Below are 21,959 nucleotides of genomic sequence, written 5' to 3' on the forward strand. Positions count from 1 at the left end.
CGACGCCGCCAAAAAAAATCCACCGACCCACCAATCCGGTCGGCCGACCGCTCCGAATAGCCGGCATCAGCCTGTCCACCACACGTACGAAGGACCGACCCAGATGACCTCAATCACCAAGAGGAGTGTGGCCGCGCTCGTGGGCGGAGCGCTGGTCGCGGGAGGGCTCGCGGTGGCCGGTGTGGCCGCGCTCGGGCCCGGGGAGGCGGAGGCCTCCAGCCACCGGGAGGCGCCGCTGATCTCGGGCCAGCCGGAGTACGACACCACCGACGTCTACGCGTTCGTGAGCCCCGACAAGGCGGACACGACGACGCTGATCGCGAACTTCCTGCCGTTCCAGGACCCGGCGGGAGGCCCGAACTTCTTCAAGTTCGCCGAAGACGCCCAGTACGACCTGCGCATCGACAACGACGGCGACGCCCGGGAAGACCTGATCTACCGCTGGACCTTCAAGGACCACGTCCGCAACGAGGACACGTTCCTCTACAACACCGGCCCGGTCACCTCGCTCGACGACCACGACCTGAACTTCTTCCAGACGTACGACATCGAGCTCATCAAGATGCGCCACGGCAAGGCCGGCGAGCGCACGAAGATCGCGGACGATCTGGTCGTGGCCCCCTCGAACGTGGGAAAGGCGTCCATGCCGGACTACGCGGCCCTGCGCGACCAGGCGGTGCGCAAGGTGTACGGCGGCGCCACGGCCTTCGCCGGTCAGGCCGACGACCCGTTCTTCGCCGACCTGCGGGTCTTCGACCTGCTGTACGGCGGCGACCTGTCCGAGGTCGGCAACGACACGCTCAAGGGCTACAACGTCCAGTCGCTGGCCCTCCAGGTGCCGACCGACCAGGTGCGCGAGTCCCATGAGCAGCCGGTGATCGGTATGTGGTCCACCACCCAGCGCGCGGACGCCTACGGCGACTACACCCAGGTCTCGCGGCTCGGAATGCCGTTGGTCAACGAGGTTGTCAATCCCCGTAAGGACAAGGACAAGTTCAACGCCTCGGAGCCCAAGGACGACGCGCAGTTCCTGGACAACGTGGACGACCCGGAGCTGCCCAAGCTGATCGAGCAGATCTTCAAGATCAAGGCGCAGGACGCCCCGCGCAAGGACCTCGAACAGGTCTTCCTCACCGGGGTCCCCGACCTCAACCAGGTCAAGGGCGTCAAGGCCTCCGAGATGCTGCGCCTGAACACCTCGATCAAGCCGACCGACAAGCCCAAGCGCCTCGGCGTCCTGGACGGCGACCAGGCCGGCTTCCCCAACGGCCGTCGGCTGACCGATGACGTCCTGGACATCGCGCTTCAGGTCGTCGAGGGCGAACTCCTCGGCGAGAAGAACGACCTGGGCGACGCGGTGGACTCGAACGACGACCAGAAGTTCGGCGGCTACTTCCCGTACATCGGGCTGCCCAACTCCGGCTCGGACGTCAAGAGCTCCACCAAGAGCGCCACGACCACGGCCGACGGCCGCACCCTGCTCAACGGCGGCTCCGGCATCGTCTCCACCTCCACCGAGGACAACAACACCCTGCTCGCCACGTCCGCCGCCGCGGGTGGCGCGGCGGTGCTGCTGCTGGCCGTCGGCCTGACCTGGCGCCGGCGCCGGCAGCGGCTGGTGCGGGTGCACACGCGCAGGCACTGATCGGGCGTGCGACGGGGGTCGGTTCCGCGCACCGGCCGGTGGGCGCGTTCGAGCAGAAATGCGAGAAGAAACGCGCCCGCCGGCCCGGACCGGCGAGCACGGGCCCGCTTCCGTACGTACATCCCGGTAGCACCGGCGCCCGCCGGCGCCCGAGCCCTGAACGCCCATCATCCGAAAGGCAGCCGCAATGCCCGTCCCCGTCCGGCACCTCGTCCGCACCGCCGCCGTCGTCGTCACGCTCGCGACGGGGCTCACGGTCGCCGCGTTCGCCGTCGGCGGGTCCGACGACCGCCCGTCCGGCGCACGGACCACCGCCGTGCTGCCCGCCGGGCGGGCGGCGCTCGACCAGGTCAGCTCCGAGGACCTGGGGAAGAGCATCAGCGCGCTCCAGGCCCGGCTGCGCGCCAAGCCCAAGGACGCGGCCGGCTGGGCCACACTCGGCGCCGCCTACGTCGAACAGGCCCGCACCACCGGGGACCCCACCCGCTACCCCCAGGCCCAGAAGGCCCTCGCCCGCTCCCTGTCCGCCCAGCCGCGCGACAACGACCCGGCCCTCGCCGGCCGCGCCGCGCTCGCCGCGGCGCGCCATGACTTCCCCGGCGCGCTGCGGGACGCCGACCGGGCGCTGAAGGTCAACGCGTACAGCGAGCGGGCGCTCGCCGTCCGGGTGGACGCGCTCGTCGAACTCGGCCGGTACGACGAGGCGTACGCCGCCGCCAGGCGCGCCGACTCGCTGCGCCCCGGCATCCCCGTCTTCACCCGTCTCGCCTACGTCCTGGAGCTGCGCGGCGACCCGGCCGGCGCCCGCCGCGTACTGCTGCGCGCGCGGAAGTCGGCGACCGCGCCCGGGGACGTGGCGTACGTGGCCACGGCGCTCGGCCAGCTGGCCTGGAGCCAGGGCCAGTTCCCCCGGGCCCGCGGCCACTACGCCGACGCGCTGCGCGCCGAGCCCGGCTACCTCCCGGCCCTGGAGGGCCGCGGCCGCACCCACGCCGCGGTCGGCGACCTCGACGCGGCGGCCCGCGACCTGGAGGAGGTCGTACGGCGCTACCCGCTGCCCGCCGAGCTCGCCGCCCTCGGCGAGGTGTACGAGGCGCGCGGCGACCGTACCCGGGCCCGGGAGCAGTACGCCGTGGCCGCCACCTGGATCGACCTGGCGCGGGCCAACGGCGTGGCGACCGACCTCGACAGCGCGCTGATCGCCGCCGACCACGGCGACCGCGCGGAGGCGCTGCGGGCGGCCCGCGCCGAATGGGGCCGCCGGCACAGCGTGCACACCGCCGACGCGCTGGCCTGGGCGCTGCACCGGGCCGGCCGCGACCGCGAGGCCCTGACCTACGCCAAGTCCGCGGCGGCGCCGGGGTACCGCAACGCGTCGTTCCTCTACCACCGGGGGGTCATCGAGAAGTCCCTCGGCGACACCGCCTCCGCCCGGCGCCACCTCACCGCGGCCCTCGACCTCAACCCTGCCTTCTCCCCCACGGGCGCCCGCGCGGCGAAGACGGCGCTGAAGGGGCTGGGCGGCCCCCGATGACCGGCCATCAGGCGCTCAGACCACCCCGAACGGCGCAGGTGCCGAAGCCCCCGCCCACCGCGCGCCCGCACCGCCCCATCCGCACCACAGGAGGTACCCGTCCATGAACCGGCTGATCCGGCGCGCCCGCCGCATCGGCGCCGCCGCGTCCGTGCTCTTCGGGGCGGCCGCCATCGTGGTGTTGCCCGCCGGGGCCGCCGAGGCGCATCCGCTCGGGAACTTCACCGTCAACCGCTACGACGGGCTGGTCGTCGCGCCGAGCGAGCTGCGGGTCGACCATGTGGAAGACCTCGCCGAGATTCCGGCCGCGCAGGCGAAGCCGCGGATCGACAAGGACGGCGACGACAAGCTCTCCCGCCCCGAACTGGCCGCCTGGGCCGAGCGGCGCTGTGCGAGCGCGGCGCGGGACGCGCGGCTGACGGTGCGGGGGCGGTCGGTGTCCGTACGGAGCGAGGGCGCGCAGGCGCGCTCGCGGGCCGGGCAGGCCGGTCTGCCGACGCTGCGCGTCGAGTGCCGGCTGACCGCCGCGCTGCCGCGCGACGGGCACGCCTCGCTCGCGTACCGTCCGGCGGACATCGGCACGGGGCCCGGCTGGCGTGAGATGACCGCGCGGGGAGACCGTATGACGCTCGCGGCCTCCGACGTGCCCACGTCCTCCGCCTCCCGGCGGCTGACCCGCTATCCGCAGGACCAGCTCTCCTCCCCGCCCGACGAGCGGACCGCCGCGCTGCGCACCGCGCCGGGCGGGCCCGCGCTCGCCAAGTCGGCGGAGGAACAGTCCGAGCCGCCCGGCAGCTCCGTACTGCCGCGTGGCGTGGACCGCTGGACGCAGGCGCTCACCAACCTGGTGGCGCGGCACGACATCACGCCCTTCTTCGCCGTGACCGCGTTCGCCACCGCCATGCTGCTCGGCGCGATGCACGCACTCGCGCCCGGCCACGGCAAGACGCTGATGGCGGCGGCCGCGGCGGCGGGCGGACGCAGTGCGATGCGCGATGTGCTGGCGCTGGGCGCGTCGGTGACGGTCACCCACACCCTCGGGGTGTTCGCGCTGGGCCTGTTGGTCACGGCGGGCTCGGCGGCCGCGCCGTCGGTGATCGCGTGGCTGGGCATCGCGAGCGGGGTGCTCGTGGCGCTGGCCGGGGCGGGGCTGCTGCGCAAGGCGCTGCGGCGGCGCGCTCCCGCACACCATCACCATCACGACGAGCACGGACACAAGCACGGTCCCGAGCACAGCCACGGGCACGAACACGCACGCGCGAGCGACCACAGCCACGGGCACGAGCACGCACGCGAGCATGCGTCTGACCACAGCCACCCGCACGAACACGAAAAGGAACACGAACACGCCCACGTCCACGTCCACTCCCACGGCGGCTTCACCCACTCCCACCCCCTCCCCACCGGCCGCCTCACCCTGCGCGGCACCCTCCTCCTCGGCTTCGCCGGCGGGCTGGTGCCCAGCCCGTCCGCCGTGGTCGTCCTCGTGGGGGCGGCCGCGCTCGGGCAGGCGTGGTTCGGGTTTCTGCTGGTGCTGGCGTACGGGGCGGGGCTCGCGCTCACGCTCACGCTGGCCGGGATCGCGGTGGTGCGCCTGGGGCGGCGGGCCACGGAGCGGCTGGCGGCCCGGGCGAGCGACGGGGGCCGCGGTCAACGGGTGCTGCGCCTGGTGCACCGCGCCTCGCCCGTGGGCACGGCGGCGGTGGTGCTGGCGCTGGGCTGCGGGCTGGTACTCAGGGGGGCGGCGACCACGCTGGGCTGACGCCGTATCGACAAATACACAAGCCGCCGAGGCGGTGTACGAGGAGGCCCCGGACGGACCGTCCGGGGCCTCCCGCTCGTACATGGCGGCGAAGCAAAAAGCTTGAAAGAGCTGATCAGATCCCGTCAGCCGTGTTCAGGACGGGCAGGTAGCCGCCGGACTGGCCCGCGGCGGTCGGGTGGTAGGACTCGTCGATGGGCCAGGTGACGCTGTGCAGCCACTCGCTCGCGGAGCAGATCTCGTGCCCGGTGAACGGGGTGGCCACGTCACCGAAGACAAAGCCGTGGGCGGAGGCGCGGCCCTTGGTGACGGAGTTCAGGTAGTCCGAGGCGTTGTTGATCGCGGTGCGCTCGGCCTCGGTGAGCCCTGCGATGCAGTCGCCGTTGAGCTTGTAGAAGCGCGGGTAGCCGAGGACGACGACACGGGCGGACGGCGCCTTGGCCCGGATCGCGTCGTAGACCTGGTCCAGTTTGCCGGGCAGGGTGTTCTGGGCGTAGCTGCGGGCGTTGGCGACCGCGCTGAGACAGTTGTCCTCGCCGGGCAGCACACAGGTGGTCATGACGTCGGCGAAGCCCGCGTCATTGCCGCCGATGCTGATGCTGACCAGACCGGTGCTGGAGTTCAGCGGGCCGAGCTGGTTGTTGAGGACGTCGCCGGTCTTGGCGCCGGAGCAGGCCGTGAAGTTGAAGCTCGACGGGGCGTGCGCGGCGGCCCAGAGCTTGGGGTAGGCCTTGGTGCTGCGCTTGCAGCTGCCACTCGCGGAGTCGTAGCTGCCGGAGCCGACGCCGGATGAGTAGGAGTCACCGAGCGCCACATAGGCGGGCCCGGCGGCGCTCTCCGCGGCCTGAGCCGCGCCGGCCCCGGCGAGGGCGAGCACGACACCGACGACGAATGCGCTTGCGGTGGCCGTGAGTCTGGACAGTTTCATTCAGTCTCCCTTAGCAGGATTGCTGCCGATGCTGTTGCGGCACGACCGCCCCGAAAGGGGCAATCATGTTCGAAACCGTCTGTCACACCGCCGCGTTGTTGCCTCGGCGTGACATGGCTATGTCATCCCGCCGAAACCAAGGGTCTATGCGTGTAGTTAGGAAAATATTCCGGTCGGGCCGATGAACTTCGCGCGCGTCAGCCCCCCGCGCTGGTCACGCGCCACCGCGCACGCCGTTGCGCAAGCGGAGCGGAACGGTCAACTCACGTCTCTGACCCGCCCGTTCGCACATCTGCCGCATCTTGACGGGCTTCCTCCGCCTGCGCGACATTGAAGCCCGGCATCCGGCGCTTCAGGGGGCAAAGTCGCCAATGCAGACCAACAGTGACAAGAGCCCAACAGGTGTGCGATTCCCGTCGGCGCTCGCGGGGGTCGCCGTCGGCGTCGGAGGAGTCGGTGCCGCGCTCACACTCGCGGGCATCGGCTCACCGCTGCGCGCGCCCTTCACTCTCCTCTTCCTGATCACGGCGCCCGCTTCAGCCCTGGGGGGCGCGCTGCGCGGGCTGGACGGGGCGGCCCGCGCGGTGCTCGCGGGCGTCGGTGCGCTCGCGCTGGATCTGCTGGTCGCGCAGGCGATGCTCGCTTCGCATATGTGGTCGGTGCGCGGGGGCGTGGTGGCGGTCGGCGCGGTGAGCCTGGGGCTCTTCCTGTCCGTGGGGCTCCTGTCGGTACGGCAGGCCCGCGCGCGGCGCCGTCGCCACGCAAGGAGCAGCCCCCGTACGGCGAGCAGCCCATGCACGACGAGCAGCCCAAACACGCCCAGTAGCCACAGCACTCCCCGCACGAGGAGCAGTGTCCGCGCGACAAGCAGTCAGGGATGAGACAGTCAGGGATGAAACGTGGACATCGGCGTGTATCGCCCCGGCGACCTGACGGCCGCCGACCGGGCGGCCTGGACGGCCATGCAGGCGCAGGCGCATCTCCTGGGCGCGCCCGAGCTCGCCAACCCCTTTCTCGCCCCGGAGTTCACCCTGGCCATCGGCCGCTGCAGACGTGGGGTACGGATCGCGGTGGTGCGCGAAGAAGGCGAGCCGGTGGCCTTCTTCCCGTTCCAGCGGACCCGGCTCGGCGTGGGGCGGGCGATCGGCCTGGGCCTTTCGGATTCGCAGGGCCTGATGCACCGGCCCGGGTTCCAGTGGGACGCGCGCGAGTTGCTACGGGCCTGTGGGCTCGCGGTCTGGGAGTTCGATCACTTGGTGGAGGGGCAGAAGCCCTTCGAGGTGGGGGCCCGGGGCTCCTTTCCCTCCCCGGTGATCGACGTCGAGCAGGGCTTCGAGGCGTATCTGGCCCAGCTCCGCACTCGCTCACCCAAGTTCACCCGCACCACGCTCACCAAGGAGCGCAAGCTGGCCCGGGACATCGGAGAAGTGCGATACGTCCACGACGAGCGCGATCCGGCCGTGCTGCGGACGCTGATCGACTGGAAGTCCGCGCAGTACCGCAGGACGGGGCGCAGCGACCGCTTCGCCCACGTCTGGATCACCCACCTGGTGGAGCAGCTTTTCCATACGCGCGGCGCCTCGTGCGCCGGGCTGCTCTCGGTGCTCTACTGCGGCGGGCGGCCGGTGGCCGCGCATTTCGGGCTGCGCTCGGAGCGCGTACTGGCCTGCTGGTTCCCGGCGTACGACACGGCGTTCGCGAAATACTCGCCCGGGCTGGTGCTGCATCTGCGGATGGCCGAGGGGGCGGCCGCCCAGGGGGTGGCTTATCTCGATCTCGGGCGCGGTGAGAGGGAATACAAGAACTCCCTGAAAACACGCGATCTCAGCGTGTCGGAGGGGTGGGTGACGCGCCGCCATCCGGTGGCGCTCGGGCACCGGGCGCGACGTGCGCCGATTCGGGCACTGCGCAATACAGTGCTTTCCCGGCCGGAGCTTTTCGGACCGGCGGACCGGCTGCTCAAGCGATTGGGCAGTATCCGGACCAAGAGTTGACGAACACATTTACCAAAGGGGGTGTTTGGATGATTACTCTTGCCATGGATCAATCAAGGTAAATACCGTCAAAGCCACAGTCACACCCGCGTCGGAACCATCACCATGGCGGCTCCAGGGGAGGGCTCGAACGTCGCGATGAATTCCGGGGCGGGACCGCGGTAGGGGGGTGCCGCGCCCGGCTGTCCTGTGCGCTTGTGCTGCTCGGGCATGCCGTGACGCGGGCCGCGAAGCAAGTAACACCAGCCAGCTCGCTCGTTCTCGTTCGGCTGTCGATGTCGTCAGGCGATGATGCGCCATGCCGTTATATCGGTGTGCCGTTTTGCCGTCACGTCGTCATGCCGTCATGGGCGGGTGAGAACCCCCCTTTCGAACCGGATAACCCAACGGACCGCCCGGGGGCGGACGGTCCACCGGACGAGAGGGAAAACATCCATGAGCTCCTCTGTGCACCCGGAAGCACCGAAAGGCGAATCCGCGCCGGAAAGTGAATCCACAGCGGAACGCGGACCAATCTCATCGATCTCCGGATCGCATCACTATCGCCCGGTGTCCTCCCATCTCGCGATCGCGCCGCCGGTGAGCGTCGTCATTCCGGCCATGAACGAAGCCGAGAACCTTCCGTACGTCTTCAAGACACTTCCCGACTGGATCCATGAAGTCGTACTCGTGGACGGAAATTCCACGGACGACACGGTCCGGGTGGCCCGCGAGCTGTGGCCGGGGGTGAAGGTCGTACCGCAGCGCGGCAAGGGCAAGGGCGACGCGCTCATCACCGGATTCGCCGCCTGCACCGGCGACATCGTGGTGATGGTCGACGCGGACGGCTCCGCCGACGGCGGCGAGATCGTCAGCTATGTGTCCGCGCTGGTCTCCGGCGCCGACTTCGCGAAGGGGTCGCGATTCGCCAACGGCGGCGGCACGGACGATATGACGCCGATCCGCAAGCTCGGCAACCGCGCGCTGACCGCGCTGGTCAACCACAAGTTCGGCGCCCGCTACACCGATCTGTGCTACGGCTACAACGCCTTCTGGCGCCACTGCCTGGACGAGATCGCGCTGGACTGCGCCGGGTTCGAGGTCGAGACCCTGATGAACATCCGCGTGGTCAAGGCGGGCCTGCGGGTCCAGGAGATCCCCAGCCACGAGTACGAGCGCATCCACGGCGTCAGCAATCTACGGGCCGTGCGCGACGGGCTGCGCGTGCTGAGGGTGATCCTGCGCGAGCGGGGCGCGAAGCGGCGCCGCCACCCCGCGCCAGCGCCCGCCACGATCCGGGGAGAGCTGTCTTGAACCCTCCCCCAGCTGGAGCAGGGGGATTCCTGGCTCACGTCGCCTGCGGCCCAGCGGGACGACAGGTCTTACACGATCAACACCAGCCGGGTTGGAACCAGCCCGGTTTGATACGGCAAAGCAGAGGAGTTGCTGTGCTGGCTTGGTTCTCGCTCAGCACGTTGTGCGCGCTTGGTTCTCGCAACGCACGCAGCACATCTTGCCCGATCAGCCGGATATCCGTGGTCATCTGCGTCTTCACCGAGGAGCGCTGGGACGACATCCTCGCGGCGGTCGACTCGGTGCGCGGCCAGTCGCTGCCCGCCCACGAGACGCTGCTCGTGGTCGACCACAACCCCGCGCTGCGTCGCCGTCTCGCCGCGTATTACGGGAACGTACCGGTGCGGGTGCTCGCCAACGCGGGCCCCCGCGGCCTGTCGGCGGGCCGCAACACCGGTATCGCGGCCTCCACCGGCGAGGTGATCGCCTTCCTCGACGACGACGCCGTCGCCGAACGCGACTGGCTGCACCACTTCGCCGCGGCCTACGCCGACCCGGCGGTGCTCGCCGTCGGCGGGCGCACCGTCCCGGTGTGGGCCTCCCGCCGCCGCCCGCCCTGGTTCCCCGAGGAGTTCGACTGGGTCGTCGGCTGTACGTACCGGGGGCTGCCGCCCGGCCGGGTCCAGGTGCGCAACGTCCTCGGCGGCAACGCGTCCTTCCGCCGCGCGGCCTTCGAGCTCACGGGCGGCTTCGCGACCGGCATCGGACGGGACGGCGACAAGCGGCCGCTGGGCTGTGAGGAGACCGAACTGTGCATCCGGCTCACCCGCGCCCGGCCGGACGCGGTGCTGCTCATCGACGACCGCGCCGTGATCCACCACAAGGTCCCACCCGTCCGCGAACGCTTCGCCTACTTCCGCACCCGCGCCTACGCCGAGGGCCTTTCCAAGGCTCTCGTGGCCCGCAGCGTCGGAGCCCAGGCGGGCCTGTCCACCGAACGCCGCTACATCACCCGCGTACTCCCCGCGGCCGTCGCCCGTGGCCTGCGCGACGCGCTCCTCGGCCGACCGGGCGGCGCGGGCCGCGCGGGCGCGATCGTGGCCGGCGTCGCGGCCGCGGCAAGCGGCTACGTGGTGGGCGCCGCCCGCGCCCGGAGGTCAACCGGCGCGGGCTTTGCGGTGCCCCCGTTCCCGGGGGCGGAGGCGGGGGCGGGGAGCCGCGGATGAAGGGGCGGGTGCCGATACTGATGTACCACGCCGTGGCACACGCTCCCGCGCGCGCGGCGCGGGGGCTCTCCGTCTCGCCGGGCGCGTTTCACGAGCAGATGGATCTGCTCGGCGCGGGCGGGTTCACGCCGGTCACCTGCGGGCAGTTGGCCGCCGCCTGGCGGGGCGGGGAGGCGCTGCCCGACAGGCCCGTGGTGATCACGTTCGACGACGGTTACGAGGGCGTGCACCGGTATGCCCTCCACGCCCTGGCCGCGCACGGCTTCGCGGCCACGCTGTTCGCCGCGACCGGCTGGTTGCGCGGCCCGTACGACACGGGCGGCGCGCCCGATCTCATGCTCGACTGGGACCAGCTGCGCGCCCTCGCGGCCGCCGGGATCGAGATCGGCGGGCACAGCCACACCCACCCGCAGCTCGACCAGGTCGACGACGAGCGGTTGTGGTTCGAGATGCTGCGCTGCCGGGAGATCCTCACGGACGAACTCGGCCGCCCGCCGACGTCCTTCGCCTATCCCTATGGCTACTCCAGCCCCCGCGTGCGCCGCACGGTGCGCGCGGCCGGGTTCGAGGTGGGGCTCGCGGTGGGCAACGGCCTCGCGTCGCGCCGTCAGGGGCCTTACGCCCTGCGGCGGGTGACGGTGGGCCGTACCACCCGTATCGAGGAGTTCGAGCGGCTGGTCAACGGCCGGTCGCTCGGCCGGTATTTCGCCCGGGACCGGGCGCTCACCAAGGGGTACGCCCTGGTCCGCAGATCACGTCAGGTATCACGTCAGGTGTGGGGGAAGGTGCGCTGAGCCCGTGTCCGATACGACCACTCGGGCCGAGAAGTCCGCCGAGAAGCCCACCGCGCGGGCAGCGGCCCCCGCGGGGCACACCAGCCCCCGCGGCGACCGCGATCGCAACCAGCTGTTCCGCAACGCCTACGCGCTGATGCTGAACACGGGCATCTCGGCCGTCCTCGGCCTCGGCTTCTGGCTGGCCGCGGCCCGCTACTACGCGGAGGACGCGGTCGGCCAGGGCTCGGCGGCCATCGCCGCGATGAAGCTTCTCGCGGGGGTCACGGCGGTGACCCTCACCGGGGCGCTGGCCCGCTTCATCCCGGTCGCCGGGCGGACGACCGGGCGGCTGGTCCTGCGTACGTACGCGGGCAGCTCGGTGATCGTCGCGGTGGCGGCCGGGGTCTTCCTGCTGACGCTCGATACGTGGGGGCCCTCGTACCGCTTTCTGCACGGGACCCTCCACGGCCTCGGCTTCATCGCCGCGGTGGTCGGGTGGGCGCTGCTGACCCTCCAGGACGGGGTGCTCACCGGGTTGCGCAGGGCGTTCTGGGTGCCGGTGGGCAACACCGTCTTCTCGGCGGCGAAGCTGCTGCTGCTCGTCGCGCTGGCCGTGGCGATCCCGACGGCCGGGGTGTTCGTGTCCTGGGTCGCCTCGATCGCGGTGTCCGTGGTGCCGCTGGGCTGGCTGGTGTTCCGGCGGCTGGTGCCCCGGCATGTCGAGGCGACGCGGGAGACGGCGCGGCCCGCGACCTACCGGGAGATGGGGCGCTTCCTGGCCGGGGACTGCACGGGGTCGCTCTTCTCGCTGGCCGTGGTCTACGCGGTGCCGGTGATCGTCGCCTCGCAGGTCAGCGCGACCGACAACGCGTACTTCTACATCACCACCACCATCGCCGGTACGACGAACCTGCTCGCCATCAACATGGGCGCCTCGCTGACCGTCGAGGGCTCGCACGACCCGGCCCGGCTCGCGGAGAACTGCCGTGCGGCGCTGCGCCGGATGGCGCGCATCATGGTCCCGGTCTGCCTCGTTCTCTTCGTCTTCGCGCCGCAGATCCTCGGCGTGTTCGGGGACGGGTACGCGCAGGCGGGCGCGCCGCTGCTGCGGTGGTTCGCGGTGGGGTCGGCGCTGCGGGTCGTCATCGAGGTGTACTTCGCGGTGCTGCGCGCGCAGAGCCGCACGTCGGGGCTGGCCTATCTGCAGGGTCTGCTGTGTGTGTCGGTGCTGGGCCTGACGCCGGCGCTGCTGCCGCGGATGGGGCTCACGGGGGCGGGGGTCGCCGAGATCTCCAGCCTGTCGGTGATCGCCGCCATCGCGGCAGTCAAGCTGCGCGGGGTGCTCAGGGCCCGGCCCGTGGGGTCCACGGCGTACGCGAAGCCTGCCGGGCCAGGCGCGTACGGCGCTTACGCCCAGCCCGGCGCGTACGGCGCTTACGCCGCCCCGCCCCCACCGCCCGAGCCCGGCACCGCGCCCGACGGCGACCTCGCGGATCTCGCCGTCCACGGCGACCGCGGGCCCGACCCGGGCTACGGCACCCACTGGGCGCGGCGCGCCGCGCTCAACCACGACACGCTGGCGCTCGGCATCCGCATGGGCATGGGACATGCGGCTCCGCCGCACAGCGACCGCCGGCAAGCCACAGCCCCCGCTCGGGTCGACCCGGCAGGGGGCTCGGCCTGGCACCCCGACGCGCGGCCCCGCCCTGCCAACCGCCCGGACACGCCAACTCGACCGAGGGCAACCAAGGCCGGCGCACCCCGGCGCGGGCGCGTCGTGACGTTCGGGCTGTGGCTCATGCTGGGCGTCGCGCTCGCGTGTTATTGGGTGCCGGTGAGCCGGATGGGCGAGGGCGATCTGGACGGCATGGGCGGCCTCGGGCTCGTCTCCGTGCTGCCGCGCGCGACGTTGCTCGGGGCGGCGCTGCTGGTGGTCGCGTTTGTCGGCGCGCTGTGGCCGGCGCGGCCGCGGCATGGGCTGCTTGCCGTGACGCTGGTGGCGACGGTGGTGTCGTTGCACGCCGTGCCCGCCGTGTTGGAGGGCGAGCCGCGGTTTGCGACCGCGTGGCAGCATGTCGGGTTTCTGGACTACATCGGCCGGAACGGCGAGGCGGCGCCGGATCTGGACGCGCGGTGGAGCTGGCCCGGATTCTTCGCGGGGGCTGAGTTCCTGGCGCGGGCCGGGGGTGTTACGGACTTCACCGAGGTGCTGCGCTGGTGGCCGACGGCCCTTCAGCTCCTCTACCTCGCGCCCATGATGGTGCTGCTGCGGTCGCTGCGCGCGAGCTGGCGCGCGAAGTGGACGGCGGCCTGGCTGTTCGCGCTGTGCGGCTGGGTGGGTCAGGACTACTTCTCGCCGCAGGGGTTCACGTATCTCTTCTATCTCCTCTTCGTTGCCGTGCTGCTCGTGTGGTTCCGGGAGCCGCGTGTGCTGCGTGGGAGGTGGTGGCCGGGCGAGGCAGAGGTGGCCGACGCCACGCGCGGGCAGCGCGGCGCGCTGCTGGGGCTGCTGCTCGTGCTGTTCATGGCGTCCGTGGCGGCGCACCAGCTGACGCCGTTCATGATGCTGGGGGTGGTGACGGCGCTGGTGCTGGTGCGGCGGTCGGAGCTGGTCGGGCTGCCGCTGCTGTGCGGGGTGCTGGTGGCGGTGTGGGTCGGGTTCCTGGCCGAGCCGTACTGGTCGGGCCACTTCGACGAGTTGTTCGGTGGGGTCGGCGGGGTGGGCGGCAATGTGTCCTCGTCCGTTTCGGGGCGTATCGAGGGCGGCAGCAGCGTGCACAAGCTGGTGCTCTGCACCCGTGTGGCGCTGGCGGGCGGGGTGCTGGCCTTCGCCTGCTGGGGGGTGTTGCGGCGGCGCGCGGCGGGGTTCGCTGAGCGGTCGTTGGTGGTGCTGACGTTCGTACCGTTCCTCGGCTTCGGCATGCAGTCGTACGGCGGGGAAATGGCGCTGCGCGTGTTCATGTTCGCGCTGCCGGGCGCATGTGCGCTGGGGGCGCTGTCGCTGTTCCCGCGCGTCGTGTCGGCCCGCCGGGGCCTGGGCCCGGTGGCCGCGCTGATGGCGGGGCTCGTGCTCATGTTCGGCTTTCTGGTCGCCCGCTGGGGCAATGAGACGTTCGAGCGGGTACGGCCGGGCGAGGTCGCGGCGATGGAGTACGTGTACGCACACGACAAGCCGACCGTACGTGTGCTGTGGCTGAGCAATGACACCGTCAACAACGTCACTCCGGCCATGCCGTGGGGGGACCGGGACATGGAGCGGGTGAGCTATCTGCCGACGCTCGCGCCGCGCGACCCGGTCCTCGTCGACGGCCTGGTCGAGGCGTTGCGCGGGGCGGGGCCGAACTCGTATCTGATGGTGGGCCGGGGCCAGTCCGTCTATCTGCGTCTTGACTCGGGCTACTCGGCGGCCTGGGAGCGGCGGCTGCTGCGCTCCCTGGACCGGCGGCCCGAGCTGCGCCGGGTGGTGTCGAACGACGACGCGGCGCTGTACGAGCTGACGCGGCGGCCACCCGGACCGGTGCCCCGCCCCGCACCGGGGCCGGCCGGGCCGCGGATCACCTGGACGCCGTGGTCGGTGCTCGGCGCGCTCGCGGCGGTCTCGCTGGTCGCGCTGCTGACGGCGCGTGAGGTGGTGCGGGTGACGGTCCGGCCGAGTGTGCGGCGGCTGCGGTGGCTGCAGGGCTCGTTCTGGTTCTCGCTGCCGCTGCTGGCCGTGCTGCTGGCGTCGCTCGGGCAGCGCTTCTGGACGATGTCCTAAGCACCGTAGGAAGGGTCGGCGGCAAGGGTGAGCACCATCGCGGCCGACAGAACGAAGCCGGCGATCCCCCAGAAGTGTGTCGGGATGAAGAAGAAGGTGTTCTCCCACCATTCCGCGTGCTGACTCTCGCGTTCACCGATGCGGTAGAGCACCACCCCGATCAGGCAACCGCCCAGGAAGGCGACGATCGGCTCCCCCATGGCGGCACCGGGAAGAGCGCCGACCACGAAGAGGAGGGGAACCAGTCCCCCAGAACCCGTCCACATAGATGTCCACCAAGCCACACTGGTCGTGGGTGCCCCATGGCACCGCGGCCACAACCTAGCCCGGACCATCCGGGACCGGTCCCGATGCGCGGCGATGTCCGGCGCCGCCGCGTGGCCGCGACGGCGCTCAGCGTTTGAACCAGCGCACGTCGTACCCGTCCATGTCGAACGACCGGCCGTCGATCTTCGCCTGGATCGGCCGCTTCAGGGTGTTCACCACCAGCAGCGCGTCGTCGTCCGCGAGGACCACCACATTCGGCCGGTCGTCGGCGGCGATGTCCACGGTCCGGAAGCGGGTACCGGGCGGGAACTCCCGGGCGAAGCGGCCGAGCAGGTCCATCATCGGCAGCGGGCCGCCGCCGTCCGCCAGCTCGGTGCCGCGCCACAGACAGCCGGGGCACTTGGCGCCGGTGCCCTGCGGGTTCCAGTAGAGCGCGGCGGCCGTACCGCCCTGGGCCAGCCGGGTCATCGCCGCGGCCTGCACGGCGAGGCGGTGCGGCTCGCTCCAGCCGTCGCGGTCGTCGTCGGCGTCGGGCGGCTCCACGTACCACTCGGCCCACCACACCGGCAGCCGCGTGGCCTCGCGCAGCCAGCGCGTCACATCCGTGAACTTGGCGGTCGCGCCGAACTCGTCCGGCAGCAGCTGATCGCCCTCGCGGGTGTAGCTGGAGCCGTCGACGACGACGAAGTCCGCGCCCGCCTTGTGCCGGTTCCAGTACGTGATCACATCGGCGGAGCGCTGGTCCAGCGAGCCCCAGGGCCCGCTCACGGCAGAGGACCCGCCCGCCCCGCCCGGCGGCTCGCTGTCCGCGACCACGTACGGCCCGCCGACCAGGTTGTGCCCGTTCTGCCTCTTCAGCTCCGCGTAGACCAGGTTGTAGAGCTTGGTGTAGCCCTCATAGTCCCAGCGGTTCTTGTCGTCGTCGTAGAACCCCTTGAGCTCGTTCCAGACGATGAAGTGGCGCACGTCCGGATAGCGCCGGGCGACCTTGCCCGCGAGCTCGGCGAAGTCCGCGTAGTGCTCGGGGGTGGGCGCCGTCTCCAGGGCCTGCTGCGACCAGTCCGTGTCCCCCGGTTTGCCGCCCTTCATCCAGTCGGGGGCACAGCACAGGGTGAGTACGGGCGTGGCGCCGGTCCTGCGCATGAGGTCGACGCGGCGGTCGAGGTCGGCGAAGTCGTAGCGGCCGGGCGAGGGCTCGGGGTTGCTCGCGCCCCAGCCCATGATGTGCTGGTTCTGCGTCAGCGGCTGTGCGGAGAGCGTCTTCTCCGCCGCGCGCCTGCCCTGCTCGGTGCCGCGGTCGGCGCTGTACTGGGTGTGGGTGAGGCCCCAGCCGGGCGCCGCCGTGACGGGCCGCTCGCGCGTCCGGTCCGCGCCCCGCCGCCCGGCGTCGTCCCCCGGCCGGCCGGCGCAGGTGGTGAGCAGCAGCGCCAGGGCCGCCACGCCGATGCCGAGCAGTGCCGCGATCCGCCACCGCCCGCCGCGCGACAACACCATCCGTCCCCCTGTACGACGTCCCGTCTCATGACGCCCCATATCGGGTAAGAGTATCCACGAACGCCCCCATTCGGCGGGCTTCTTCGAGAACAGCTCGGTAAACGCCCCCAAACCCAGGTGCGCGACGGACCCCCGTGCTGAATCATGGCTCGGGTGTGCGCTGACCGCCGCACCGTCCCGCCCGACCAGGAGGCAGGCCCTGCCCACCACACCCCCGGAGCAGTCGCTCCCGATCCGGCTGAACGTCGACGACAGCGACTCCCCGTCCGACGTCGTGGACGCGCTCTTCCTCGGGCGGTTCGCGACCGGCGAGCAGCCGTACGCCCGCAGCCACTCCGTCGACCGGGTCAAGTCCGGTATGACGCTGCTGCCGCCCGCCGCGAAGGTGCTGCGCGCCGCGCGGGACGACGACCGCAGCGCGACCCTCGCCGAGGGCGACGGCTGGACGCTGCTGGTGTCCCGGTGGAACCGGGGCGCGGATGTGACCGTGACGGCCGTCTCGGACGACCTCGCGGAGAAGGTGCTGCGGCAGGCGGTCGACGGCGCGGAGGACGAGCCGGAGCCCCAGCCGGAGAACGTGACGATGGGCTTCTGGTACGTCTCCCCGCGGCGCGGCCCGCACCGCACCACGCGCCAGATCTCCGCCGGGACCTGGGAGGAGATCCGGGGCAACTACACCGCCCCGGTCGCCGAGGCCATGGACGGGCTGATGAAGGTCACCCCGGACGACATCGCGGGCCGGCTCCTGCTGCTGCACGGCCCGCCCGGCACCGGCAAGACCTCCGCGCTGCGCACCCTGGCCCGCTCGTGGCGGGACTGGTGCCAGGTGGACTGCGTACTCGACCCGGAGCGGCTGTTCTCGGACGTCGGCTATCTGATGGACATCGCCATCGGCGAGGACGACGGCTCGGCCAAGGGCCGCTGGCGGCTCCTGCTGCTTGAGGACTGCGACGAACTGATCCGCGGCGAGGCCAAGCACACCGCGGGCCAGGCCCTGTCCCGGCTGCTGAATCTGACGGACGGGCTGCTCGGCCAGGGGCGGAACGTGCTGGTCGGGGTGACCACCAACGAGGACCTGGAGCGGCTGCACCCGGCGGTGGTCCGGCCCGGCCGCTGTCTGGCCAGGATCGAGGTGGGGCGGCTCACCCGCGAGGAGGCCGTCGGCTGGCTGGGCAGCGAGGAGTCCATCGGGCGGGACGGGGCGACGCTGGCCGAGCTGTACGCGCTGCGGCGCGGCACCCGGCCCGCGTCGGTGCCGCCGCAGTCGGCCGACGCGGATGCGGGGCTGTATCTGTAGTGGGTTGAGCCTGCCCGGTCGAGGTCCCGGTCCAGGTCCAGGTCCCGGTCGTCAGGCGTACAGGTCGCGCAGGCGCACCGACAGGCAGGTCACACAGCCCTCCATCTTCTCGAACTCGCTGATGTCCACGGGCACCGGCTCATACCCGAGATCCGCGAACAGCTCGGCGCTCTTGGGCGCACTCGCCGCCATCAGCAGCTTGCCACCGCCGAGCAGGACGACATGGGCGCCGGACTCCTCGGGGACGGGGAGGAAGCGCGGAAACGCCCGTACGTCGTCGACCAGCGGCGGATAGCCGATGACCGTGCCGTCGGGGAGGGCGGTGACGGCCGACTTGAGATGGAGCACCTTGCTGACCGGAACCGCCACCACCCGGGCGCCCAGCGGCTCGAAGACGGCGCGCAGCTGCCGTACGCCGTCGGCGTCGGTGCGGCCGCCGCGGCCGACGTAGAGGGTGTCGCCGATCTTGAGAACGTCCCCGCCGTCCAGGGTGCCCGGCTCGCGGATCCGGTTCACCGAACACCCGAGCGCGGTCGCCGCCTCCTCCGCGTCGGCGGTTTCGGCGCGGCGGGAGGCGGCGCCGGGGCGGGCGATCAGCGCGACGTTCTTGTGGACGACCATGGTGTCCTCGACGAAGACGCCGTCCGGGCAGTCGTCCGCCGGGGGCACCTCCACCGGCTCCCAGCCGTGCGCGCGCAGCGCCACGACGTAGACCTCCCACTGCCGCAGCGCCAGCGCGGCGTCGACCGGCTTACGGTCGATGTGGGTGACGAGCCCTTCGGCGAGGCGGGGGCTCGGCCGCCGGACGATGGCTTTGGCGCTGGGCATGGGGACTCCATCCTGGTGCTGGTGCTGGTGCTGGTCCTGGTCCTGGTCGGCTGCGGGCCTCCGGCCTCCATGGTGCGGCACGCGCCCGGCCGTTCGGGGTTTCGGCGATCCGCCGGGCGCACGCCGTCACGCGTCCGCGGCGTACACCGCCCGCAGCGCCTCGTCCACGGCGGTCTGCGCGGCCACCCGGTCCAGGCCGAGCCGCCGGACCCGTTGGGCGTAGGCCGCCGCCGCGCTCGCGGCTTCCCGCGCGGCCGCGTCGCCCGCGGCGGCGACGAAGCTGCCGTGGCGGCCTCGGGTCTCGATCACTCCGTCGGACTCCAGCGCCCGATATGCCTTGGCGACGGTGTTCGCCGCGAGTCCCAGCTCCTCGGCGAAGCCGCGTACGGTGGGCAGCTTGTAGCCCACCGGGAGGCCCCCCGAGCGGACCTGGTCGGCGATCTGGGCGCGGATCTGTTCGAACGGGGCCGTCGCCGAATCCGGGTCGACGGTGATCTTCAAGGCCACGGGCTGGGCTCCAGGGCGTGCGGGTGGGTTTGTCGCACCTATTGTGTGCCACGGTCGGCCGGGTGGGGCGCAGACACGGAAATGGAGAGGCGGCGTGGGGCGGCGGGCCGTAGCCTGCGGCACCATGACGCTGATCGTGCGCGATTTCCGTGCCGCGGACGCCGAGGCCGTCGCCGAGGCGCGGCGCTCCGCCTTCCCCTATCTCGTGACGACACCGGAGACGGTGGCCTGGACGGTTGCCAGCGCGCCGCCCGAGCGGCAGTACCGGCTGTTGGTCGTGGAGGCCGACGGACAGGTCGTCGGCTCCTGCGCGACGGGTGTGTTCCACGACGCCAGTGAGCCGGGGCACGCGTTCGCCCAGACCGCGGTGCGCGTCGACGCGCGCGGTACGGGGGCCGGGTCCGCGCTGGTGTCGGCCGCCGAGGAGCGTCTGGCGGGGCTGGGGGCGGCCAAGGTGTCCGCCTGGGCGCTGGACGAGCCACGCTGCGTGACCTTCGCCGAGCGGCGCGGCTACCGGCGCGGCGGCGGCTCCCGCGTCCAGCGGCTGGACCTGGCCGGCGCCGCGCTGCCCCCGCTGGACCTCCAGGCCCTCCGCTTTTCCCGGCGGGGCAGTGTCGAGTTGCGCACGGCCGCCGACTTCGCCGACGACCCGCGCCCGCTGTACGAGGCGGACGCCGAGTGCACGGAGGACGAGCCGGGTGACGTCAGGTTCGCCGGCCCGCCGTACGCCGAGTGGCTGGCCCTCACCTGGGAACACCCGGCCCTGGACCGCGAGCTGACCTCGGTCGCCGTCGTCGACGGCGCCGTCGCCGCGTTCAGCATGGCCCACACCGACCGGCGCGGCCGCTACTGGTCGGGCATGACCGGCACGCTCCGCGCCTTCCGCGGCCGGGGGCTGGCCAAACTCGCCAAGAACGACTCGCTGCACCGCGCCCGCGCGGCGGGCTGCGTGGAGGCGTTCGCCGGCAACGACGGGGGCAATGAGCCGATGCTCGCCGTCAACAAGTGGTTCGGCTACACGCCGGTGGCCACGCAGTGGCGGTACGTACGGGAGCTCGGCGCGTAGCGCGCGAACCCCGGCAGCCGACCCCCCGGTCGCCAACAGCCCACGGCCCGGTGGTCCCGCTCCACTGCGAGCGGGACCACCGGGCCGTCACCGTAACGCCGCCGGTCAGGATGTTTTCGCGGATCCGCGCAGCACCAGCCGCTTCGCCAGCGGCCAGCACAGGATCAGCGCTATCACCACATACACGGTCACCGAGAAGGGCGTGTTGGCCAGCCCCGACACACTCCCGTCGCTGATCTGCAGGGCCCGCCGCAGCTGCTGTTCGGCCCCCGGACCGAGGATGACGCCGATCACCGCGGGCAGCACCGGCAGGCCGTACCGCCGCATCAGCAGCCCCAACAGGCCGATGATCAGCAGGATCACCAGGTCCAGCGGCTCGCCGCCCACCGCGTACGCGCCGACCGCCGCGAAGAAGAGGATGCCCGCGTACAGATACGGCCTCGGAATGCGCAGCAGCTTGGCCCATACGGGCGCCAGCGGCAGGTTGAGCACCAGCAGCATCACCATGGCGATGAACAGCGAGGCGATCAGCCCCCACACCAGGTCCGGTTCGCGTTCGAAGAGCAGCGGTCCAGGCTGGATGCCGTACTGCTGGAAGGCGGCCAGCATCACCGCGGCGACCGCGGTGGTGGGCAGGCCGAGGGTGAGCATCGAGACGAGCGTGCCCGCGGCGGACGCGGAGGCGGCCGACTCCGGTCCTGCCACGCCCTCGATGGCGCCCTTGCCGAAGTCGTCGCGGTGTTTGGAGAGCCGCTTCTCGGTCACGTACGACAGGAAGGTGGGGATCTCCGCGCCGCCCGCCGGGATCGCGCCGAACGGGAAGCCGATCGCCGGGCCGCGCAGCCAGGGCTTCCAGGTGCGGCGCAGCTCGGCCTTGCCGAGCCAGGGGCGGCCGACCGGGATCGGCTCGTCGGGGCGGCGGCGCAGATGCAGGGCCACCCACAGCGCCTCGCCGATGGCGAAGAGGCCGACCGCGACGATGACGACGTCGATGCCGTCGGCGAGCTGGAGCGAGCCGAAGGTGAGCCGCTGCTGTCCGGTCATCTGGTCCAGGCCCACCAGGCCGATGGTGAGCCCGATCAGCAGCGAGGCGAAGCCGCGGATGCGGGAGCTGCCGAGCACCGACGTCACGGCGATGAAGGCCAGCACCATGATGGCGAAGTAGTCCGGCGCGCCGATGTCGACGGCGAGCTCGGCGACGGTCGGGGCGAGGAAGACCAGCAGACAGGTGCCGATCATGCCGCCCGCGAAGTGTCCGATGGCCGCCGCCGCGAGCGCCTGCGCGCCGCGCCCGGAGCGGGCCATGGGATGGCCTTCCATGGCGGCGACGACGGCGGCGGTCTCACCGGGGGTGTTGAGGAGGATGGAGGTGGTGGAGCCGCCGAACATACCGCCGTAGTAGATGCCCGCGAACATGATGAACGCGGCGGTGGGGTCGAGTCCGTAGGTGACGGGCAGCAGCAGCGCGACGGCCATCGCCGGGCCGATACCGGGGAGCACCCCGATGGCGGTGCCCAGCAGCACACCGACCGCCGCCCACAGGAGATTGACCGGGCTCAGGGCGGTGCCGAAGCCGTCGATGAGGGAGGAGAGGGAGTCCATCGCG

Annotated in this window: 17 protein-coding genes; 11 read left to right on the forward strand and 6 right to left on the reverse strand. The window is 72.0% G+C overall.

Annotated elements, in window-relative coordinates; all coding sequences use genetic code 11:
• Positions 1–103: 103 nt before the first annotated feature.
• The 3 genes from ACFV2X_RS16765 to ACFV2X_RS16775 all read left to right on the forward strand — a co-directional run bounded on the left by ACFV2X_RS16765 (position 104) and on the right by ACFV2X_RS16775 (position 4,941).
• Positions 104–1,645: a DUF4331 domain-containing protein gene (locus ACFV2X_RS16765; protein WP_385616816.1), complete on the forward strand. Its 1,542-nt coding sequence runs from the start codon at positions 104–106 to the stop codon at positions 1,643–1,645.
• 187 nt (positions 1,646–1,832) lie between these two features.
• The gene (locus ACFV2X_RS16770; protein WP_385616818.1) at positions 1,833–3,179 is read left to right on the forward strand and encodes a tetratricopeptide repeat protein; all 1,347 of its coding nucleotides are present in this window, start codon (positions 1,833–1,835) and stop codon (positions 3,177–3,179) included.
• 103 nt (positions 3,180–3,282) lie between these two features.
• Positions 3,283–4,941, forward strand: a complete 1,659-nt coding sequence (locus tag ACFV2X_RS16775) for a sulfite exporter TauE/SafE family protein (protein ID WP_385616820.1) — start codon at positions 3,283–3,285, stop codon at positions 4,939–4,941.
• A gap of 115 nt (positions 4,942–5,056) precedes the next feature.
• On the opposite strand, the gene ACFV2X_RS16780 is transcribed toward ACFV2X_RS16775, so the two are convergent.
• A complete protein-coding gene (locus tag ACFV2X_RS16780; RefSeq protein ID WP_385616822.1) occupies positions 5,057–5,869 on the reverse strand; it encodes an SGNH/GDSL hydrolase family protein in 813 nt (270 codons plus the stop codon).
• A gap of 371 nt (positions 5,870–6,240) precedes the next feature.
• Between ACFV2X_RS16780 and ACFV2X_RS16785 the strand changes: the two genes are divergently transcribed.
• The 6 genes from ACFV2X_RS16785 (at position 6,241) to ACFV2X_RS16810 (ending at position 14,894) form a co-directional block, all read left to right on the forward strand.
• On the forward strand, positions 6,241–6,750 hold the full coding sequence (locus ACFV2X_RS16785; RefSeq protein ID WP_385616824.1) for a hypothetical protein: 510 nt from the start codon (positions 6,241–6,243) through the stop codon (positions 6,748–6,750).
• An 18-nt stretch (positions 6,751–6,768) separates the two neighbouring features.
• Positions 6,769–7,863 (forward strand): GNAT family N-acetyltransferase, encoded by a 1,095-nt coding sequence (locus tag ACFV2X_RS16790; RefSeq protein ID WP_385616826.1) that lies wholly within the window; start codon positions 6,769–6,771, stop codon positions 7,861–7,863.
• A gap of 435 nt (positions 7,864–8,298) precedes the next feature.
• Positions 8,299–9,156: a glycosyltransferase family 2 protein gene (locus ACFV2X_RS16795; RefSeq protein ID WP_385616828.1), complete on the forward strand. Its 858-nt coding sequence runs from the start codon at positions 8,299–8,301 to the stop codon at positions 9,154–9,156.
• 215 nt (positions 9,157–9,371) lie between these two features.
• Positions 9,372–10,361 (forward strand): glycosyltransferase family 2 protein, encoded by a 990-nt coding sequence (locus ACFV2X_RS16800; protein ID WP_385617026.1) that lies wholly within the window; start codon positions 9,372–9,374, stop codon positions 10,359–10,361.
• Positions 10,358–11,155 (forward strand): polysaccharide deacetylase family protein, encoded by a 798-nt coding sequence (locus ACFV2X_RS16805; protein WP_385616830.1) that lies wholly within the window; start codon positions 10,358–10,360, stop codon positions 11,153–11,155. The genes ACFV2X_RS16800 and ACFV2X_RS16805 overlap by 4 nt, the downstream gene beginning before the upstream one ends.
• A 4-nt stretch (positions 11,156–11,159) precedes the next feature.
• Positions 11,160–14,894, forward strand: coding sequence for a lipopolysaccharide biosynthesis protein (locus ACFV2X_RS16810; RefSeq protein WP_385616832.1), 3,735 nt, complete (start codon positions 11,160–11,162; stop codon positions 14,892–14,894).
• Here the strand turns inward: ACFV2X_RS16810 and ACFV2X_RS16815 are convergent.
• Positions 14,891–15,121, reverse strand: a complete 231-nt coding sequence (locus ACFV2X_RS16815) for a hypothetical protein (RefSeq protein ID WP_385616834.1) — start codon at positions 15,119–15,121, stop codon at positions 14,891–14,893. The two genes, ACFV2X_RS16810 and ACFV2X_RS16815, sit on opposite strands and share 4 nt — an antisense overlap.
• 166 nt (positions 15,122–15,287) lie before the next feature.
• Positions 15,288–16,655, reverse strand: a complete 1,368-nt coding sequence (locus ACFV2X_RS16820; protein ID WP_385616836.1) for a xylan 1,4-beta-xylosidase — start codon at positions 16,653–16,655, stop codon at positions 15,288–15,290.
• A gap of 199 nt (positions 16,656–16,854) precedes the next feature.
• Here ACFV2X_RS16820 and ACFV2X_RS16825 point away from each other — a divergent pair, with 199 nt between their 5' ends.
• Positions 16,855–17,952 carry a DUF5925 domain-containing protein gene (locus ACFV2X_RS16825; protein ID WP_385617028.1) on the forward strand — a complete coding sequence of 366 codons (1,098 nt, stop codon included), beginning with the start codon at positions 16,855–16,857 and terminating at the stop codon, positions 17,950–17,952.
• A 51-nt stretch (positions 17,953–18,003) separates the two neighbouring features.
• On the opposite strand, the gene ddaH is transcribed toward ACFV2X_RS16825, so the two are convergent.
• A complete protein-coding gene (gene ddaH, locus ACFV2X_RS16830; RefSeq protein ID WP_385616838.1) occupies positions 18,004–18,780 on the reverse strand; it encodes a dimethylargininase in 777 nt (258 codons plus the stop codon).
• A gap of 126 nt (positions 18,781–18,906) precedes the next feature.
• Positions 18,907–19,287, reverse strand: coding sequence for a GntR family transcriptional regulator (locus ACFV2X_RS16835; protein ID WP_385616840.1), 381 nt, complete (start codon positions 19,285–19,287; stop codon positions 18,907–18,909).
• A 124-nt stretch (positions 19,288–19,411) separates the two neighbouring features.
• Here ACFV2X_RS16835 and ACFV2X_RS16840 point away from each other — a divergent pair, with 124 nt between their 5' ends.
• Entirely contained in the window at positions 19,412–20,353 is a 942-nt protein-coding gene (locus tag ACFV2X_RS16840) for a GNAT family N-acetyltransferase (RefSeq protein WP_385616842.1), read from the forward strand.
• 105 nt (positions 20,354–20,458) lie between these two features.
• On the opposite strand, the gene ACFV2X_RS16845 is transcribed toward ACFV2X_RS16840, so the two are convergent.
• A complete protein-coding gene (locus ACFV2X_RS16845) occupies positions 20,459–21,955 on the reverse strand; it encodes a tripartite tricarboxylate transporter permease (RefSeq protein ID WP_385616844.1) in 1,497 nt (498 codons plus the stop codon).
• Between the last annotated feature and the right edge of the window lie 4 nt (positions 21,956–21,959).

Origin of the sequence: Streptomyces sp. NPDC059679 (assembly GCF_042734105.1) — a bacterium.
Taxonomy (GTDB): domain Bacteria; phylum Actinomycetota; class Actinomycetes; order Streptomycetales; family Streptomycetaceae; genus Streptomyces.

Bases quoted from the DNA above. Each gene is read 5' to 3' on its own strand.
- ACFV2X_RS16785 (WP_385616824.1), top strand. From the start codon at position 6,241: ATGCAGACCAACAGTGACAAGAGCCCAACAGGTGTGCGATTCCCGTCG.
- ACFV2X_RS16765 (WP_385616816.1), top strand. From the start codon at position 104: ATGACCTCAATCACCAAGAGGAGTGTGGCCGCGCTCGTGGGCGGAGCG.
- ACFV2X_RS16820 (WP_385616836.1), bottom strand. From the start codon at position 16,655: ATGGTGTTGTCGCGCGGCGGGCGGTGGCGGATCGCGGCACTGCTCGGC.
- ACFV2X_RS16845 (WP_385616844.1), bottom strand. From the start codon at position 21,955: ATGGACTCCCTCTCCTCCCTCATCGACGGCTTCGGCACCGCCCTGAGC.
- ACFV2X_RS16795 (WP_385616828.1), top strand. From the start codon at position 8,299: ATGAGCTCCTCTGTGCACCCGGAAGCACCGAAAGGCGAATCCGCGCCG.
- ACFV2X_RS16770 (WP_385616818.1), top strand. From the start codon at position 1,833: ATGCCCGTCCCCGTCCGGCACCTCGTCCGCACCGCCGCCGTCGTCGTC.
- ACFV2X_RS16805 (WP_385616830.1), top strand. From the start codon at position 10,358: ATGAAGGGGCGGGTGCCGATACTGATGTACCACGCCGTGGCACACGCT.
- ddaH (WP_385616838.1), bottom strand. From the start codon at position 18,780: ATGCCCAGCGCCAAAGCCATCGTCCGGCGGCCGAGCCCCCGCCTCGCC.
- ACFV2X_RS16775 (WP_385616820.1), top strand. From the start codon at position 3,283: ATGAACCGGCTGATCCGGCGCGCCCGCCGCATCGGCGCCGCCGCGTCC.
- ACFV2X_RS16840 (WP_385616842.1), top strand. From the start codon at position 19,412: ATGACGCTGATCGTGCGCGATTTCCGTGCCGCGGACGCCGAGGCCGTC.
- ACFV2X_RS16780 (WP_385616822.1), bottom strand. From the start codon at position 5,869: ATGAAACTGTCCAGACTCACGGCCACCGCAAGCGCATTCGTCGTCGGT.